The 16,045-nt window shown below is 59.5% G+C and carries 18 protein-coding genes; 6 read left to right on the top strand and 12 right to left on the bottom strand.

The annotated features are described in order from the left end of the window. Positions 1-54: 54 nt before the first annotated feature. The 3 genes from FOT55_RS14770 to FOT55_RS14760 are packed head-to-tail and all read right to left on the bottom strand — an operon-like array spanning position 55 to position 3,858. A complete protein-coding gene (locus FOT55_RS14770; RefSeq protein ID WP_043135598.1) occupies positions 55-573 on the bottom strand; it encodes a GNAT family N-acetyltransferase in 519 nt (172 codons plus the stop codon). Positions 574-626: 53 nt separating this feature from the next. Continuing rightward, complete coding sequence (locus tag FOT55_RS14765) at positions 627-2,750, bottom strand: TonB-dependent siderophore receptor (protein WP_141997310.1); 2,124 nt, start codon at positions 2,748-2,750, stop codon at positions 627-629. Next, complete coding sequence (locus FOT55_RS14760; RefSeq protein ID WP_060432536.1) at positions 2,743-3,858, bottom strand: ABC transporter substrate-binding protein; 1,116 nt, start codon at positions 3,856-3,858, stop codon at positions 2,743-2,745. Before FOT55_RS14760 ends, FOT55_RS14765 begins: the two co-directional genes overlap by 8 nt. 217 nt (positions 3,859-4,075) lie before the next feature. Here FOT55_RS14760 and FOT55_RS14755 point away from each other — a divergent pair, with 217 nt between their 5' ends. Further along, positions 4,076-4,537, top strand: a complete 462-nt coding sequence (locus FOT55_RS14755; RefSeq protein WP_147823620.1) for a GNAT family N-acetyltransferase — start codon at positions 4,076-4,078, stop codon at positions 4,535-4,537. Here the strand turns inward: FOT55_RS14755 and FOT55_RS14750 are convergent, their stop codons facing one another. After that, complete coding sequence (locus FOT55_RS14750; protein WP_025301715.1) at positions 4,538-5,095, bottom strand: class I SAM-dependent methyltransferase; 558 nt, start codon at positions 5,093-5,095, stop codon at positions 4,538-4,540. It lies immediately after the preceding gene. Positions 5,096-5,335: 240 nt separating this feature from the next. Further along, the gene (locus FOT55_RS14745) at positions 5,336-5,620 is read right to left on the bottom strand and encodes a YdgH/BhsA/McbA-like domain containing protein (RefSeq protein WP_004940519.1); all 285 of its coding nucleotides are present in this window, start codon (positions 5,618-5,620) and stop codon (positions 5,336-5,338) included. 309 nt (positions 5,621-5,929) lie between these two features. Between FOT55_RS14745 and FOT55_RS14740 the strand changes: the two genes are divergently transcribed. Beyond that, the gene (locus FOT55_RS14740) at positions 5,930-7,105 is read left to right on the top strand and encodes a low temperature requirement protein A (protein ID WP_043135588.1); all 1,176 of its coding nucleotides are present in this window, start codon (positions 5,930-5,932) and stop codon (positions 7,103-7,105) included. A 201-nt stretch (positions 7,106-7,306) separates the two neighbouring features. Here FOT55_RS14740 and FOT55_RS14735 read toward each other — a convergent pair whose 3' ends face one another. Further along, complete coding sequence (locus FOT55_RS14735; RefSeq protein ID WP_043135586.1) at positions 7,307-8,668, bottom strand: esterase-like activity of phytase family protein; 1,362 nt, start codon at positions 8,666-8,668, stop codon at positions 7,307-7,309. A 426-nt stretch (positions 8,669-9,094) separates the two neighbouring features. Between FOT55_RS14735 and aqpZ the strand changes: the two genes are divergently transcribed. Then, positions 9,095-9,790, top strand: a complete 696-nt coding sequence (aqpZ, locus tag FOT55_RS14730; protein WP_025301712.1) for an aquaporin Z — start codon at positions 9,095-9,097, stop codon at positions 9,788-9,790. A gap of 57 nt (positions 9,791-9,847) precedes the next feature. Here aqpZ and FOT55_RS14725 read toward each other — a convergent pair whose 3' ends face one another. Continuing rightward, on the bottom strand, positions 9,848-10,618 hold the full coding sequence (locus tag FOT55_RS14725) for a class I SAM-dependent methyltransferase (protein WP_049295122.1): 771 nt from the start codon (positions 10,616-10,618) through the stop codon (positions 9,848-9,850). Positions 10,619-10,736: 118 nt separating this feature from the next. On the opposite strand from FOT55_RS14725, the gene FOT55_RS14720 reads away from it, so the two are divergent. The 3 genes from FOT55_RS14720 to FOT55_RS14710 all read left to right on the top strand — a co-directional run bounded on the left by FOT55_RS14720 (position 10,737) and on the right by FOT55_RS14710 (position 13,022). Continuing rightward, positions 10,737-11,540 (top strand): helix-turn-helix transcriptional regulator, encoded by an 804-nt coding sequence (locus tag FOT55_RS14720; RefSeq protein WP_025301710.1) that lies wholly within the window; start codon positions 10,737-10,739, stop codon positions 11,538-11,540. 107 nt (positions 11,541-11,647) lie between these two features. Continuing rightward, a complete protein-coding gene (locus FOT55_RS14715; RefSeq protein ID WP_127146273.1) occupies positions 11,648-12,379 on the top strand; it encodes a DUF2076 domain-containing protein in 732 nt (243 codons plus the stop codon). Positions 12,380-12,473: 94 nt separating this feature from the next. Continuing rightward, entirely contained in the window at positions 12,474-13,022 is a 549-nt protein-coding gene (locus tag FOT55_RS14710) for a GNAT family N-acetyltransferase (protein ID WP_127146274.1), read from the top strand. Here FOT55_RS14710 and FOT55_RS14705 read toward each other — a convergent pair. The 5 genes from FOT55_RS14705 to FOT55_RS14685 all read right to left on the bottom strand — a co-directional run bounded on the left by FOT55_RS14705 (position 13,013) and on the right by FOT55_RS14685 (position 15,987). After that, positions 13,013-13,264: a hypothetical protein gene (locus FOT55_RS14705; RefSeq protein ID WP_025301707.1), complete on the bottom strand. Its 252-nt coding sequence runs from the start codon at positions 13,262-13,264 to the stop codon at positions 13,013-13,015. The genes FOT55_RS14710 and FOT55_RS14705 overlap by 10 nt on opposite strands. A gap of 86 nt (positions 13,265-13,350) precedes the next feature. Next, entirely contained in the window at positions 13,351-13,803 is a 453-nt protein-coding gene (locus FOT55_RS14700) for a thiol-disulfide oxidoreductase DCC family protein (RefSeq protein ID WP_025301706.1), read from the bottom strand. Positions 13,804-13,878: 75 nt separating this feature from the next. Continuing rightward, positions 13,879-14,208, bottom strand: coding sequence for a hypothetical protein (locus FOT55_RS14695; RefSeq protein ID WP_043135582.1), 330 nt, complete (start codon positions 14,206-14,208; stop codon positions 13,879-13,881). Positions 14,209-14,362: 154 nt separating this feature from the next. Further along, on the bottom strand, positions 14,363-14,989 hold the full coding sequence (gene ycaC, locus FOT55_RS14690) for an isochorismate family cysteine hydrolase YcaC (RefSeq protein ID WP_025301704.1): 627 nt from the start codon (positions 14,987-14,989) through the stop codon (positions 14,363-14,365). Positions 14,990-15,105: 116 nt separating this feature from the next. Further along, complete coding sequence (locus FOT55_RS14685; protein WP_147823619.1) at positions 15,106-15,987, bottom strand: pirin family protein; 882 nt, start codon at positions 15,985-15,987, stop codon at positions 15,106-15,108. Positions 15,988-16,045: the final 58 nt, after the last annotated feature.

The following is a 16,045-nucleotide window of genomic DNA, read 5'->3' as shown; positions in this document are numbered from 1 at the left end:
GGGTGCGATGGCGTGGTGGCTGCATCATACCCTGCCCGCTCTGTATTTCAATATTTACGATAGTGTAAATTCCATGGCACAGCGACTGCCGACGGCAAAGCCGTGCGCCAGATCCTCATCCAGGTGCCGCCGCAGGGCGACCGTGAGCCGCGCGTCGTCGAGCAGCCGGAATCCCAGCCGCCGGTAGTAGGGCGCATTCCACGGCACATCAATGAAGGTGGTGAGCGTCAGGCGAGTGGCGCCCTGCCGTTTGGCTTCTTCCACCACCGCGCCGATCAGGCGGCGGCCGACGCCCTGCCGTTGCCAGGCAGCGGCGACCGATAATTCGGCGACATGCCAGTCTTCCCCCTGAGCCAACACGGCGATAAAACCGGCGCACTCACCGTTGTCGCTTTCCGCCAGCCATTCACGGCGCTCGGCGATAAACGCGGCGTGCTGTTTCGGGGCCATCACCTCGCCTTCGGCGATAAAGCGCCATTCCGGCTGCTGGCGAAACAGCTGCGCCGCCGAACGTTCAACCGCCATCAGATGCGCGATATCTCGCTGCTGCGCCAAACGGATCTGCAGGCTCATGAGTTCTCCTTAACGTTGGGGCGGTTATTTAAACAAATTCCACCGCCCGTGGCTCAGAAATCGATACTGCCGCGCAGCACCACCTCACGCGGCTCTCCCACCGCCACGCGCAGATTGCCACCGCTGGACGGATAGTAGGTTTTATCGAACAGGTTCTTCACGTTCAGCTGCCATTTCACCCGATAGCCGTTGATCGGCATGGTGTAAGCGGCGAACGCATCGGCAACGGTGTAGTTATCCAGGTAGAAGCTGTTGGCGGCGTCGCCCGGGCGCCGGCCCACGTAGCGCGCGCCGGCGCCGATACGCACCTCATCTCCGCTGTACAGGCCCAGGCTGCCGAGGTTCTGGGTCAGGAACAGCGAGGCGGTATGGCGCGCCACGTTGGTCATCTCTTTCCCCTTGTTGTCCGGATCGTCCACCACGCGGGCGTCGGTATACGCATAGGAACCGATCAGGCTCAGCGAGTCGGTGAGATTGCCGGCCACGTCCAGCTCCACGCCCTGCGAACGCACGCGCCCGGCGGTGCGCGTCACGGTTTCGCCCTCCACCAGCTCATTGACCATGACGTTACGCTTGGTAATGTCGAACAGCGCCAGTGTGCCGGTAACGCCGTTCGGCAACGCCAGCTTGCCGCCGACTTCCCACGACTTGCCCTGCTCCGGCGGCAGCGAATCAATTTGGGTGGCGATGGAAGAGTTCGGCTTGAACGACTCGGTATAGCTGCTGTACAGCGACACGTAAGGCGTCAGCTTGTAGACCACACCGGCGCGCGGCACCAGCTTGCCGTCCGAGCTGTCGGTGTTGGTCTGGAATGGCCGCCCCTTGCCGGCATAGACGTCGAAAGCGTCGTAACGCAGCCCGCCCATCACCAACCATTTATCGGTCAGTTGGATGGAGTCCTGCATAAACCAGCCGTAGCTGGTGAGGTTTTCCCGCTGGTCGCTGTCTTTGGCGCTGACCGCGGTCGACGGCGGCATCAGGCCGTATACCGGATGATAGATATTGAAATCGCTGTTCTTTTTACCGCGGATCATGTCGCCGCGGTAGGTACGGTTATCTTCAAAATCAAAGCCGAACAGCATCTGGTGGTTGATGCTACCCCAGTCCACATCGCCATTGAGCGTCAGCTGCACCGCGTTGGCGTGGCTGACGGCATGGGCTGTCGAGTCGGCCTGGCGGCTCAATGCGCCGGTCACCGGGTTCAGCGCCGTGGCGCGCGCCTGGTTGTCGCTGTAGCTGTTGCGGCTGTAGGCGTAGGTCAGCGAGCTTTTCCAGCGCTCGTTGAGCGTTTGATCGATCTGCAGGGTAATGCTGTCCTGATCGCCGCGGGTAGCATTATAAGCTTCGTCGAAACGGCGATCGCGCGGCGTATTCACCGGTTTGCCGGTGCGCGAATCGATAATGGTGCCGCGATCGAACGGCACCAGATATTCCATATGCTCGTAGGCCAAGCGCACGGTGGTGTTCTCGCCATACCACATCAGCGAGGGCGCGATCACCGTCTGGCGGTTGCGGCCGAAGTTGCGCCAGTAGTCGGTTTCATCGTGATCGACGATCATGCGATAGGCGAATCCCGACGTGCCGAGCGGCCCGGTAACGTCGAGCTGGCCGCCGCCGCCGTTGAAGCTGCTGCCCCAGCCTTCCACGTGGGTATGTTGCTGCAGCTGGGGCTTTTTGGTGATCATATTGATCATCCCGCCCGGCTCGCCCATGCCATACAGCATCGAGGCCGGCCCCTTGAGCACCTCCACCCGCTCGGTGGTTGGCGTAAAGTTGCGAGCCTGCACCGAGCGCACGCCATCGCGCAGAATAGAGCCGTCGCGGTTGTCGCCAAAGCCGCGTTTCATGACCGCGTCCTGAGTGCCGCCCAGCGTGTTGGCCTGGGTAATGCCGCTGACGTTGTACAGCGCTTCGTCCAGGCTGCTGACCGCCTGATCGGTAATCACCTGCTGCGGCACCACGTCGATCGCCTGCGGCACATTCAGCAGGTTGATTTCGCTGCGGGTGCCGGTGACGCTGGTCAACGGCTGATAGCTCTGCACACCGTCGGCGTCTTTGCGGCCAATCACCGTCAGGCTTTCTTCTTTCGACGCGACTTTTTCCGCCGCCCACGTCGGCAATGTTGCGCAGGCCGCCAAAGGCAATGCGCACCACCAGCCGCGCTTGTTGTTATTCATTATCTAACTGACTCCAATAGGTCCCTGAAAAAGGTAACGGTAAAAACTGCTGATACAGCTGTTGGAAGGTCTGCTGCGGGTTGATGTCGGCGAACAGATCCGGGTAAAACGCTTTGGCGAATACCTCGACCAGCACCACGTGGTACGGGCTGAGGTAAAAGTTGTGCCAGACGCTCCAGGCGCGGTGGTTTTTCACCGCCTGCAGGCTGGCCAGCATCGGCTGTTTGGCGATCAGCCGGCGGAAGCTGTCGGCGGCCTCCTGTGGGCTGACCTGCGGCCCGAGGCTCAGATCGGACAGCCGTTTGCCTTGCGGGCCGGCCATGCCGGTGGCGAGGTATACGTCGGGATTGGCGCTCAGAATGGTTTCCGGGTTCAGTTCGCCATACACCCCTTTGACGCTGGCGTTGGCGATGTTGTCGCCGCCGGCGAAGGTCAGCAGATCGCCAAGGTTGCCGTGTGCGGCGGTGGTGCAACAGGTATCGCGCCGCCCCAGATGCAGGTGCAGCATCACTTTGGGCTTCGCCCCCTGATAGCCCGCCAGCCGTTGCTGAACCACCGCCATATGCTGCTGATAAAACGCGATGAACTGCTCGGCGCGCTGCTGGCGATTGAGCACTTCGCCCAGCAGCCGCACGCTCGGCACGGTGTTGTTCAGCAGATCGATACGCAGATCGACGTAGATCACCGCCACGCCGGCCTTGTTCAGCGCGGAAACCAGCAGATCGTTGTCGCCGTCTTCACGCGCGTAGCGCGCCAGGATCACCAGATCCGGCTTCAGCTGCAGCAGGCTTTCGATGTTGACCTGGCGGAAATTATTGCCGCTGATAATGGGGATCGCGGCGATCTGCGGGAACTTCTGCGTATAGCGTTGCCAGCTTTGCGCATCGAAACGCGCCAGATCCGCCGGCCAGCCGACGATGCGCTGCGCCGGGTTGCCCGGCTCCAGCAGCGCCAGCGTATACAACATGCGGCTCTCCCCCACCACGATGCGCTGCGGATTGTCCGGCACCACAACCTGACGGCCGGTGATATCGGTCACCGTCTTCGCCTGGGCGGAGAACAGGCCGAACCACAGAGAAAGCAGCAGTAAAATGAGGGAATTGCGCATGATTGAGCCGAAACGGGGGAAATAATGTGCGCATGATAATCACTCTCATTAACACTTGCAATCCCACGCCGCGATTGCCAAAAGAAATCCGGGAAACGGCGCCGGGCGCGCGGCAAACACGGCGAAACCGCTAAAATAACGGCTTTAAAAAGTTAAAAAAATGGCGGGGAAATCGGTTAAATAGAACGGGGAAACAGCTAAAAACCGGGAGACCTCCATGACTCAACGCATCATTCCGCTGTCGGAGTGCCCGCAGTTTGCCGATGTGTGCGCCGCCTGGGCCTTCGGCCAATGGGGCTCACAGCGCGGCGGTTCGCTGGAGCGCACCCAGTTGCGCTTCGCCCACTGCAGCCGGCCAAGCGACGATCACCTGACGCTGATGATGATCGACGGCGATCGTCCGGTGGGCATGGCCAGCCTGTGGCCCAGCGACGATCATCAGCACCAGGATCTCACCCCATGGCTGGCCGGCGTCTTCGTGCATCCCGATCACCGCCGCAAGGGCATCGCCCACCGTCTTGAGATGGCCATCGTCGAGGCGGCGCGGCAACGCCATCACTCGGTTTTGCATCTCATCACCGACAAATCGGAAGCGCTGTACGCCGGCTGGGGTTGGCATCCCGTGGAACGCCGGCGGCAGCATGACGAAGAAGTGGTAGTAATGGCGAAAACGCTGTAGCTAACGCGGCGTACAAACATACACCAGCGCCGGCGGGAAGTTGCGCACCACCCGCAGGCGCTTCCAGTGAAAATAGCGGGACAGCAATTTTTCCGACAGGTGGCTGTATTGAAACAACACCAGCGTGCCGTTGCGCGCCAGCAGCCGCTGCCGGGCCTGCTGAAGAATGCGCACGCTGATCCTGACCGGGATCGACAGCAGCGGCAGGCAGGAAAACACCACGTCGTAATCCGTGGCCATTTGGGTCGCCGAATGGGGCATCACCTGCAGCCGCCGATCGTCTATCCCCCGCAGCCGATGCACGAAATGCGGTTGAATTTCGAAAGCCTCCAGCGCCGCATCGGCGCGCATCCGCCCCAGGATGCGTTTGGTCAGTACGCCGTCCGCCGCGCCCAGCTCCGCGATCGACAGCGCACGGGTCCATTCAATCTGGTTCAGCATCGCCTGACACAGCCACGGGGAAGAAGGCGCCAGCGTACCGACGGTGCGCGGTGAAGCCATAAATTGCTGCAAGTAAGCGAAGTGATTCATCAGTTGCAACCGGGTCGCATTTAACATTGAGGCCTCCTTGGGTTAAGCCCCCAATGTGAGCCGAATTTCTTAAGTAATCATTAACATGATTCCGAAAGCGGCAGACACAGTTGTAATAAAATGCGACCTCAGCCACGACGGCACAAAGAAAAACGGTCGTAATAATGACCTGAAAATAAGCCGTTTATGCGCCGACTGTTCAGATAATTATTACGACCGTTTATTTTATTGGCCACGTTGCCGTGGCCAGAGAGTAACAATCAACGCTTAGCGATAAATTTCCGCATTGCCGCGCCAGTTACTGGAGTCCCCGGGGGTGTCCAGGCCGATAATGCGGTAATGGCTGGCGCCGTCCGCCGCGGCTTTTTCTTTCAGGGCGGTGATGGCGTCATGCGGTGAGCCGCTAATGCCGGAAACCGACACGACGCCGATGCTTTGCAGATTGGCGGCCTGCTCGCTGTTGACCTGTTTCACCGACGACAGCGGCGCGGCGAAAGTGGAGAAGGAAGCGGCGGCGATCAATACGGCTGCGATGCTTGGGATAAGTTTCATGATTGACTCCAGGTGTTCTTGTTTATTAGCTCGTTGTCAGTGATGTTAATTATCCGCTAGCCAATGAAAACGGACGTCATGCAACGTAAAGAACATCAATCATTGTGAGGAGAATAAGGAGGATATGAGTGCGAGTGTGTATTTTCAGGCAGGAATGACTTTATTGAGTTCACCTTACCCCTATTTGATGAACAATTAAAGACAGGGCGAAAGAAAGAACGCACGCCGCCGCTATTTAAGATTTTTTACCCGCCGAGGCGCGCTGAGCTACGCTGATTTTGTGGCTTACCCTTTTAAGGAAGAACGCTTATGTCGCAAAACCTGCTGCGCGTGCGTGACGGTCAGGGCGCGTCGGTCTCATTCTCCGAACTGCTGTTCGATCTGATCTACGTTTTCGCCGTGACCCAACTTTCCCACTATCTGTTGCATCACCTGACGCTGACCGGCGCACTGGAAACCCTGCTGCTGTGGTTCGCCGTCTGGCTGGCCTGGCAATACACCGCCTGGGTCACCAACTGGTTCAATCCCGATACCCGTCAGATCCGCCTGCTGCTGTTCGCGATCATGCTGCTAGGGCTGTTCGCCGCCGCCGCGCTGCCACAGGCGTTTGGCGAACGCGGTCTGATCTTCGCGCTGTTCTACGTCGCCATTCAGGTTGGCCGCTCCGTCACGGTGCTACGCCTGCTGGCGCCCGATCATCCGTTAAAACAAAACTTTCGCCGCATTCTCGGTTGGCTGTGCATCTCCGCCGTCTTCTGGATCGTCGGTGGGCTGGCAGAAGGCAATGCCCGCCTGGCGCTGTGGGCGATCGCCGTCTTGTGCGAATACGTCTCGCCGATGTTCGGCTTCCGTTTACCGGTCCTGGGGCGCTCGGACAGCAGCAGCGAATGGACCATCGAAGGCCACCATCTGGCAGAACGTTGCCAGCTGTTCGTGATCGTGGCGCTGGGAGAAACCATTCTGATCACCGGCGCTACCCTGAGCGAGATGGAAAGCTGGAGTCTGCCGGTGCTCATCGCCTCGCTGGTGGCCTTTCTCGGCAGCCTGGCGATGTGGTGGGTTTACTTCGACACCAGCAGCAAAGCCGGCAGCCACGCCATCAGCCAGGCGGAAAACCCCGGCCAACTGGGCGCTTATTTCCATTATGTGCACGTCGCGCTGGTGGGGGCGATCATCGTCTGCGCCGTGGCCAACGAGCTGGTGATCGCCCATCCCGACGGCCGCATCCAACACGCCACGGCGGCGGTGCTGCTGCTCGGCCCGGCGATTTACCTGTTCGCCAACGCGCTGTACAAACGGCTGGTGTATCACCGTTTTCCGCTGTCGCACCTGGTTGGGCTGCTGGCGCTGGCGGTATTGGCCCCTATCGCCTATTTAACCGATCTGCTGATGGTCAATGGCCTGACGACGCTGATCATGGTGATGGTGGCGGTGTGGGAGAGCATCTCGCGCGGCAGAGCGCCGCAGCAGCATGCGGAAGCCTGACACAAACGGGGGCGCTATCGCCCCCGCTGTGAGATTGATGACAAACCTCATGCCATTGCCGGGTTTGCAAAGAGCAGCGGATAAAAAACAAGGAAAATCAATTTATTGATTTTCGGCTGATGGCCACAAAGGAGGAAAAACCACGTTTTTTCCTCCTTTGTCAACGGTCTGACGGGGGCGCTATCGCCCCCCCTATCTCGGTCACTTCAAGGGTTGCGGCAAGGTGAGCACCCAAAGCTCACTTAGCGATTCCGGCTGCTCCAGAGGGCGCAATTCGATGCGGGCGTCGGTTTTGTCGCCTTCGAGGCTCAGCCGCCCTCCTTTCTCCAGCTGATAGTCACCGATTTTCTTGCTCTTTGGCGACGCATCCACCAGCTTGGCCTGCAAGCCGAAATCGTTGTCATTGATCACCGCCAGCGTGCGATCGTCGATCAGCGCCAACCCTTCCGCTTTCTCCTGGCGCCAACCCAACTGACGCAGATCCGCCACTTCCCGTTTCTGCGCCAGCTTCACGCCGCGTTTAGCCAGATCTTTCGCATCATCGAACTCCAGCGCTTTACCCTGGCCGTCAAACGCGCTCAGATCGCTGGCCTGCGCGAGATCCACCAGATAGATCTTGTTGATCATCGTCTTTTCTTTACCGGTTCCCTGTTCAATCAACAGGATGCGCTGGTTGTCCAACGCCACGACATCGCCAATTTTGGCGTCTTTGGCTTTTTTATAGCTGTCGATATCGATGGGATAGCCGTACATCGCGGTTTTGCCACTGCGCGGATCGAAGCTCACCAGCCGGGTAAACTGCGCCTTGTTTTTGCTTTTGCCGTCGACATCCAGCGTGCTCTGCACCGCCGCCAGAATGCGCCCATCCGGCATCCGGGTCAGCCCCTCAAAACCGCGGTTAGGCTGGCGCCACTTCAGGATGTTCGGTAACCCGCTCGCCACCGCCTGCTCGCCGGCCTGCGGCGTTGGGCCATATTTGGCGAGGATTTTACCTTTGCCGTCGACATGGATCAGAAACGGGCCGTACTCATCGCACAGCCAATAGCCGCCGTTACCGTCACCGATGATGCCTTCGGTATCCAACCCGCGGCGATCGCCGGACAGCGGTTGCAGCGCGTCGTTCAACGCCACTTCGTTCGTGGAACCAATCAGCTCACTCGGCAGCGGCAGCCCGCTAATCGGCCCTTTTTCGTCATGCAAGGGCCGCGCATTCTCGGCCACGGCCTTGCCGCCGCCGATACGAATGTCCATCAACAGAGGCGTGAATTGCGGGTTGGCGAAAATCTTGGCCTCTTGCTTGCCTACCGCCGGGGCATCGGCATTCGGGCCGCGATCGGTCAGCGTCGTCAGCACCAAATCGTCGCCCTGCTTCTTGTTGAACATCAACCCGGAGCCGATCCCCACCGGCAACCCCTGCGGGAAATGCTTGGCGAACGCCCCCTGATAGGCGACGCGTTCCCCACCGGGGAAGCCGACCACATAACGCGCCACCTCAATGTCGGCAGCGTGTGCCAATACAGGAAACAGTGAAGCCAACAGCAGGGAGAGCGATTTTATTTTCATATTTGTTACCCGAGGTTAAATGAAGCGTTGTCAGGCAGAAGACGATATTAATTTAGCATGACACTTAGATGACAATAGGCAATTCGTCAAATGCACATCAGGCAATAAGGCTGGCTGGCAAATAGAAATTAGCAATTAACCTGAGCGTATTGAATGGAGAAAACCGCTGGAAAAAACCGCCCGGAAATAACCCGTCATTTTTCTTAGGGTAAATTCTGATAACAAAGATAAAAAAATCGGCAAACGCGCGTCAACACAGCGAAAAACGGTGTTTTTCTCATAGACAAAATAAAATACCAGGGATTTAATACCGCCGTTATTCAAGGTGCATTAAGAAAATTCTATAGAATATCTGCATGAACTGAAAAAGCTGTTCTATAGTTTTTAGTGCTAACGCCCGTTAGTCAATTCCGCAGGATGGAATCTATGTCAAAGCGACTTTTTGCTGAATTTTTTGGCACATTTTGGTTGGTGTTTGGTGGTTGTGGTAGCGCAGTATTAGCAGCGGCATTCCCACAACTGGGTATTGGTTTCCTCGGCGTCGCGCTCGCTTTCGGTCTGACCGTGGTGACGATGGCCTATGCCGTCGGCCATATTTCCGGCGGGCACTTTAACCCGGCGATCACCGTCGGCTTATTCGCCGGCGGCCGTTTCGCGGCGAAAGACGTGATCCCTTACGTGATCGCACAGGTGATCGGCGGTATCGCCGCAGCGGCGGTGCTGTATCTGATCGCCAGCGGCAAAGCCGGTTTCGACGCCACCGCGGGCGGTTTCGCCTCCAACGGTTACGGCGAACACTCACCGGGCGGTTATTCTCTGCAATCAGCCATCGTGATTGAGCTGGTGCTGACGGCCTTCTTCCTGATCGTTATTCATGGCGTAACCGACAAGCGCGCGCCGGCAGGCTTTGCCCCGCTGGCGATCGGCCTGACGCTGACGCTGATCCACCTGATCAGCATCCCGGTGACCAACACCTCCGTTAACCCGGCGCGCAGCACCGGCGTAGCGATCTTCCAGGGCACCTGGGCGCTGCAGCAGCTGTGGGTGTTCTGGCTGGTGCCGCTGGTCGGCGGCATTATCGGCGGCCTGATCTACCGCTGCCTGCTGGAAGACAAAAAATAAGCGTATCGCAGTCGATCGCGTTTCACGGGGCAGCCTTCATCGGCTGCCCCGTTGCTTTCAGCCCTTCGTCACTTCAAACATCATGATATCGCTGGTAAAGGAGCCATCCAGCTGAATCGCGAAATGCTCCGCCACCTCTTGCGACACGCTTTGCTGCAGCGCGCGGATCGCGGTGACGAAATGCGCCGGGGTGCGCATGCGCGCCACCCAGCTGTCGAACTCCAGCATCAAGCGATCCGACGTCACCTCACGCACCACCAGCCCGGCTTCGGTCAATAACGCCAGCCACTCGCCTGGCGCATAGTTGCGCACATGCGAGGTATCACGCAGCACTTCCACGGTTTGCAGGTAGATATCCAGCAGCGGATGCCCCGGCGAGACCACGTCCATAAAGATCGCTCTGCCGCCCGGTTTGAGCACCCGCCTGACCTCACGCAGCGCCTGGCCGACATCGTGCCAGTGGTGCGCCGAATAGCGGCTGATGACCAGATCGAAGCTGGCGTCCTCAAACGGCAAAGACTCCGCCACGCCTTGCTGCAGCTGAATGTTACCCAGGCCTTTTTCCGCCGCCGCCTGCTTCACCACCGCCAGCATTTGCGCCGACAGATCGTAGGCCACCACCTGCGCCACCCTGGCCGCCGCGGTGAAGCTGGCGTGCCCGGCGCCGCAGCCCAAATCGAGCAGACGCGCGTCGGCATGCGGCGCCAGTAACTGCGCGAGGCGTTGCAAATCCTTGCCCTGCGCATGTACCGCGCTGGTTAAGTAGGCGTTGGCCTGCTCGCCGAACTGCCGGTCTACCGCGTTTTTGTGGCTGTTGCTGTTGCTCATGTTTGCTCCCGTTATTATCCGGCTTGCGCCTGTGCCTGAAGGCTTTTCGGCTACTATAATCAGGCTACTATACGGGTACAATATGAGCAGTTATCCTGGTATAAATAGGTACCACGCTATGTCATCAGAAGCCTTATCCGGGCCAAAAGCCCTCGGCGCATTTCTGCGCGCGCACCGCGAACGCATCACGCCGGAAATGATCGGCCTGCCTAGCTCTTCGCGCCGCCGCACCAGCGGCCTGCGCCGCGAAGAACTGGCGCAAATCAGCGGCATCAGCGCCACCTGGTATACCTGGATCGAACAGGGCCGCGAGGTGTCTATTTCCCCCTATACGCTGGCACGCATCGCCAAAGCGCTGCGGCTCGGCCCGGCCGAACGCCACTACCTGTTTACCCTGGCGCGCATCGCCGATCCCGAACAGGAAGCGCACCGCGAAACCGCCAACGACGCGGTGCTGCAAAGCGTGCATCAGATGACGGTGCCCTGCTATCTGCTGGACGTGACCTGGAACGTCGTCGCCTGGAACCCGCAGGCGGCGGCGCTGTTCCGCGGCTGGCTGGATGTGGCCAACAGCCCCAACCTGCTGCACTTCATGTTCTTCCACCCGTTGGCGAAAACGCTGGTCAGCGATTGGGAGGAACGCGCTCGCCGCGTGGTGGCCGAGTTTCGCGCCGAGACCAGCCATCATCAAAATACCGAAGAGATGCGCGCCTTCGTGCGCAACATGACGCACAACAGCGCGGACTTTAATCACTGGTGGAAGCAACATGACGTGATGGCGCGCGAAGGCGGCGAAAGAGCGTTCGAACATCCTCAGCAAGGCGCACTGCGCTATCGCCAACTCACCTTCCATCCGGCGGAGCACGCCGGTCTGAAGCTGGTGATGCTGATCCCGCTGCCGCAATTGGTAACAAATTCATAGGCAGGTTTACCCGCCATTTATTTATTGGTTCATGTAAACGCGCTAGGGTGATTGTTACCGATGATAGTCATCATCCAGCAACGTTATTTATCTCCCGAGGTACGCCTATGCAATCCGAAGAACAACGCCTTATCGATGGTCTGTTTGGCCGCCTGAAAGAAGCCGAGACCAAGACGGGCCCACGGGATCTCCAGGCAGAGCAGCAAATCAACCAGCATATTCGCGAGCAGCCTTCCGCCCCTTATTACATGGCGCAGGCGATGATCATTCAGGAAGCAGCGCTCAAGCAGATGGACCAGCGGGTCAAAGATCTGGAAGCCCAGGTCGCGCAGCTGCAGCAAACCGCCCACGGCCAGCAAAGCAGCGGCGGTTTCCTGGCCGGTCTGTTTGGCGGCGGCAGCCGCACGCCAAGCCCGCGCGAACAGTATCAGGCGCAGCAGCAAAATACGGCGGCCTGGAACAACGCGCAGCAACAGCCTCAGCAACCGGCCTATGCCCAACCGCAGCAGGCGGCGCCTTCACGTGCCGGCGGCTTCCTGGGCGGCGCCTTGCAAACGGCAGCGGGCGTCGCCGGCGGCGTGGTATTGGCCGATATGCTGACCGGCATGTTCCGCCATTCGCAGCCGCAGGAAATCGTGAATATTATCGAAGAAACCCCGGCGCCGCTGGACGACAGCACGATGCGCAATTTCGACGCCTCCAACAACCTTGATACCTTCAACAACGGCGACGGTGGCAGCTTCCTGAACCAGGACAACGGCTTCCAGAACGCCAACTATCAGGACGACACGGACTACGCCGACGACGATTACAGCGACGACGACGACTCCTTCCTGTAATGCCCTCTCCCCCTCTCACCCGCAGAGGGGGATTTCCCGTTTCGCCAATCTGGTCTACAGTGAACACTGTTCATTTATCCAGCAGAGAGAAACGATGACAAGCTTTAATCCTGCCACCCCTTTCTTCAGCGAACGCCTGCAGATGCGCCCACCGGTAATGGCGGACCTCGCACGTTTCTACGCCATCTTTGGCGATCCGCAAACGCAGCGTTTCAATCCCGCCGGCCCACTCACCAGCGAAGCGCAGGCCGCATCGGTGCTGCACGAGAGGATTGCCGGGTGGCAACAACACGGTTACGGTTCCTGGGCGATCGCTCTGCGCGAACGGCCGGATTGGATTATCGGCTTTGGCGGATTGTCCCGGAAAGCGCTCGGGGCGCACCGCACCGTGAACCTCGGCTATCGCTTCGATACTCGCGTCTGGGGCATGGGATTGGCCACCGAGATGGCGCGGGCTTCGCTGCAATACGGTTTTGTCGGATTGGCGCTGGAGGAGATTTCCGCCATTGTACGTGCGGAGAATCAGGCCTCGTGGCGAGTATTGGAAAAGGTCGGTTTACGGCGGGTGGATACGCTGGATGACGTGCCCGGCGCAGCGCCGAGCCTGGTGTATACGCTAAAGCGCGGCGACTATCAGGGTTGATCGTCGCTGATTTTGGCCAACGCCATGCGGTAAGATTTGACCTTCTGACGCTTTTTCAACCAGGTGGTGGTAGACACGATGAACACCGCGCCCGACATCGCCAACACGCCGGTCGGGTGGCCGTAAAACACCATCAAGGCAAAGTACACGGCGGAAACGATCGCCACCCATTTCGCCGTATTGCCCATGTCGTTCTTCTCCTGGGTCAAACGGCGGATGTGCTCTTCTTCACTGATTCCCATACGCGCTCCTTGTTGGCTGAACGTTCCATTATATGGAGCTGGAGTGTTGATATTTCAAGCGGTTGGATGGTAAAGAAGCGTAAAGCTCAGGCCGGCGGTTCCTGCCGCCGGGGCAGATAACGCCCGGGCTGATCGGTGCCCGGCAGGCCGGTGCCGTCGTTGCGGCCAAACAGCCGGTAGCGATTGCCGGCGACCGCATCATAGACCTTGTCCGCCAGTCGCGGCGGCAGGTAACGCGCCAGCGCCAGTACGCGGTACGGCCATCCCACTTGACGCAGCGCCTGAAACAACGCCGCCGAACGTAGCCAACAGCGCCCCTGCTCAACATAGACCACGGAATCGAAACGATCGGTAGGCAATCCCAGCGCCTGCAGGATCGCCTGCCCTTCGGCGGATTGCACCGTCGCCAACAGAATGCGCCGCTGCCGATCGGCGCGAATAAGATACCTCACCAGCCCGTGACACAGATTACATTCGCCGTCGAACAACAGCGCGCGATCGCCGGGCTGGAGATAAGGCAGATGTGATAAAGGGGTCATCCCGCCTCCCGAAAAACGCTCGCCTTAGCCTAACGCGCCTAGCGCGCCCAGGCCAGAGCGGGATGACAGGGCGTGTTAAGGCGCGGGCGGTGCGTCAGGCACCGCCACTACCGCGACGCGTACCTCGTAATGTTTGGCGCTGCCCGCCGGGATCACCGCCGTCAGTTTGTTGATGGTTTCCACCGGATTGTCGCTGGCCGAGGTGGCGCAGAACAGCTCGCCGCCGTGGCAGAACCCCGGCTTGGGCGGGTGCCCGCCCGGGAAAGGCGGCATGCGCATCGGTTCACCCGCCACAGGCGGCAACGCTTTGGCCGCAGGCGCCTCGGGGGCAGACATCGCGCTCGCGCTGAATAACAGCGCCATGCCCATGCAGGGCAGCGCCAGGATCTTGATTGCTTGTTTCATTGAATTAGCCTCATTTGCCGGGTTCGGGATTACGCTACCCCGCCCCCGGCCCATGAGAAAGCCGCTTTTCGCTACCTTTTCGCCCCGCTACGTTTTGCTTACATCCCGCGTCTAACGTGATGAAAGGCGAAAGGTTGGGTAAAGGGCCGTCGCGTTACTTGCCGTTCGTCAGCGTGTTGTAGCTGGTCATCAGATTGCGGTAGTCCGGGATATGGTTGGAGAACAGCGCGCCCAGCCCTTCGATGTCATTGCGCCAGTCGCGGTGCAGCTCGCAGGCGACGCCGAACCAGGTCATCAACTGCGCGCCGGCGGCCTCCATGCGGCTCCAGGCCGACTGACGCGTCAACTCATTGAAGGTGCCGGAGGCGTCGGTCACCACAAAGACCTCGAAACCTTCATTGAGCGCCGACAGCGCCGGGAATGCCACGCACACTTCGGTTACTACGCCGGCGATGATCAGTTGCTTGCGGCCGGTGGCTTTTACTGCCTTGACGAAGTCGTCGTTGTCCCAGGCGTTGATCTGGCCAGGGCGAGGAATGAAGGGAGCATCGGGGAATTGGGCTTTCAGTTCCGGCACCAGCGGGCCGTTGGGGCCGTTTTCGAAACTGGTGGTAAGAATGGTCGGCAGGTTGAAGTATTTCGCTAAATCACCCAGCGCCAGCACGTTGTTTTTAAACCGATCGGGATCGATATCACGCACCAGCGAAAGCAGCCCTGCCTGATGATCCACCAGCAATACGGCGGCCTGGTCTTTGTCGAGGCGCTTGTAGTTTGCAGTCATGGTTTTACTCCTGTGGGGTTGATGTTGCGGATGAAACGCCCCGCCTGGCGGCGGGGCGTTGAGGTTTAAGTGTAGCGCCTGAGCCGGGGAACACGGCCCGCCCCAGGCGCCAAAGTTCAACCGGCGCTCGCTTCGGCGTTCATGCTGCCGAACTTACCGCTGTTGAAATCGCGGAACGCCTGCTGGATTTCCGCGTCGCTGTTCATGACGAACGGGCCGTAGCCGACGATAGACTCATCGATCGGTTCGCCGCTCAGCACCAGCAGTGCGACGTCATTGTTAGCTTCGATGGTGATCGAATCCCCCGCCCGGTCGAAACGCACCATTTGGGTTTCGCGCACCACGTCTTCGCCGTTGACCAGGATCGCACCGTGCAACATCACCAGCGCCAGCGTATGGCCTTCTTTCACCGTCAGCGTGGTGGTATGGCCGGCATTCAGCTTCATGTCCCACACGTTGAGCGGGCTGAAAGTGCGTGCCGGGCCGGCGTGGCCGCCAAAGTCACCGGCAATCACCCGCACCTGCCCGGCGCCGTCCGCCAGCGGAACCACCGGAATATCGGCGTTCAGCAGCGTCTGGTAACCCGGCTCGGCCATTTTGTCCTTGGCCGGCAGGTTGACCCACAGCTGCACCATTTCCATGGTGCCGCCCTTGCGCGAGAAGTCCCGAGAATGGAACTCTTCGTGCAGAATGCCAGAGGCGGCGGTCATCCACTGGACGTCGCCGGGGCCAATCACCCCACCGCTGCCGGTCGAGTCGCGGTGTTCCACTTCGCCCTGATAGACGATGGTCACCGTTTCAAACCCGCGATGCGGGTGCTGACCTACGCCACGGGTGCCGGAGGCGGAGCGGAATTTGGTGGGCGCTGCGTGATCCAGCAGCAGGAACGGGCTCATTTCCGCCCCCAAATCGTTATAAGAGAACAGCGAATTCACCAGGAAACCGTTACCGACCCAATGTGCTTCCGGGCTGTTGTGAATACCGAGGATTTTTTTCATCTTGAACTCCCGTTTCAGACCTCACGGCCTTAAGTTGATGTCAGAAGTTTAATCCGCC

Origin of the sequence: Serratia bockelmannii (assembly GCF_008011855.1) — a bacterium.
GTDB classification, from domain to species: Bacteria; Pseudomonadota; Gammaproteobacteria; order Enterobacterales; family Enterobacteriaceae; genus Serratia; species Serratia bockelmannii.
Note: the sequence above shows the minus strand (reverse complement) of the source record. Positions and strands in the feature narration are given on the sequence as shown.